This is a genomic window from Treponema sp. R6D11, assembly GCF_054786075.1.
This window is the reverse complement of the sequence record NZ_BDHD01000964.1, coordinates 1-431: the sequence shown is the minus strand read 5'-3', so window position 1 is coordinate 431 and position 431 is coordinate 1. Positions and strand designations below refer to the sequence as shown.

Here is a 431-nt window from a genome sequence, read left to right as displayed (position 1 = left end):
TATATTAGCCGGTCATTCGGCAAAAAAAGAACATACATTCCTTGCGGCGGTTTAAGTGGCCCTTTTTTACGAGAAAAACACCACAAAGGGAGTGGCACGAAAAAATCAAAACGAAAAAATTAAAAGCAATTTGCTTTCTGGGAATTTCGCAAAAAAAGGTTATAAAAAAACGGACCGGCATCCGTTTCCTCTTCCGCAAAAAATCATAAAAAAAAAAAAAATAATAACCGTTTTATTTTATTCAACTACTAAAATAATATCACCTTTTCTAAAAATCGGTTTTTCTCCCCCTTAATTTTTATTGTGTGTCCCGTCATTTTTGTCGTCCTTTCCTTTACCGCCTTTTTAAACAGTTTTTTTTTTTTTTCCCGTGCCGGGTCCAACCGCCGTAACAGTTCCCTGTTGGGTTTTTTCCTGTGCTGTATCGGGAA

The 431-nt window shown here is 36.4% G+C and carries 1 pseudogene; it reads right to left on the bottom strand.

Annotated features, from left to right (window positions below):
• Nucleotides 1–345: 345 nt before the first annotated feature.
• Nucleotides 346–431: pseudogene (locus ACYVTD_RS17020) on the bottom strand (co-chaperone GroES); the annotation flags it as partial.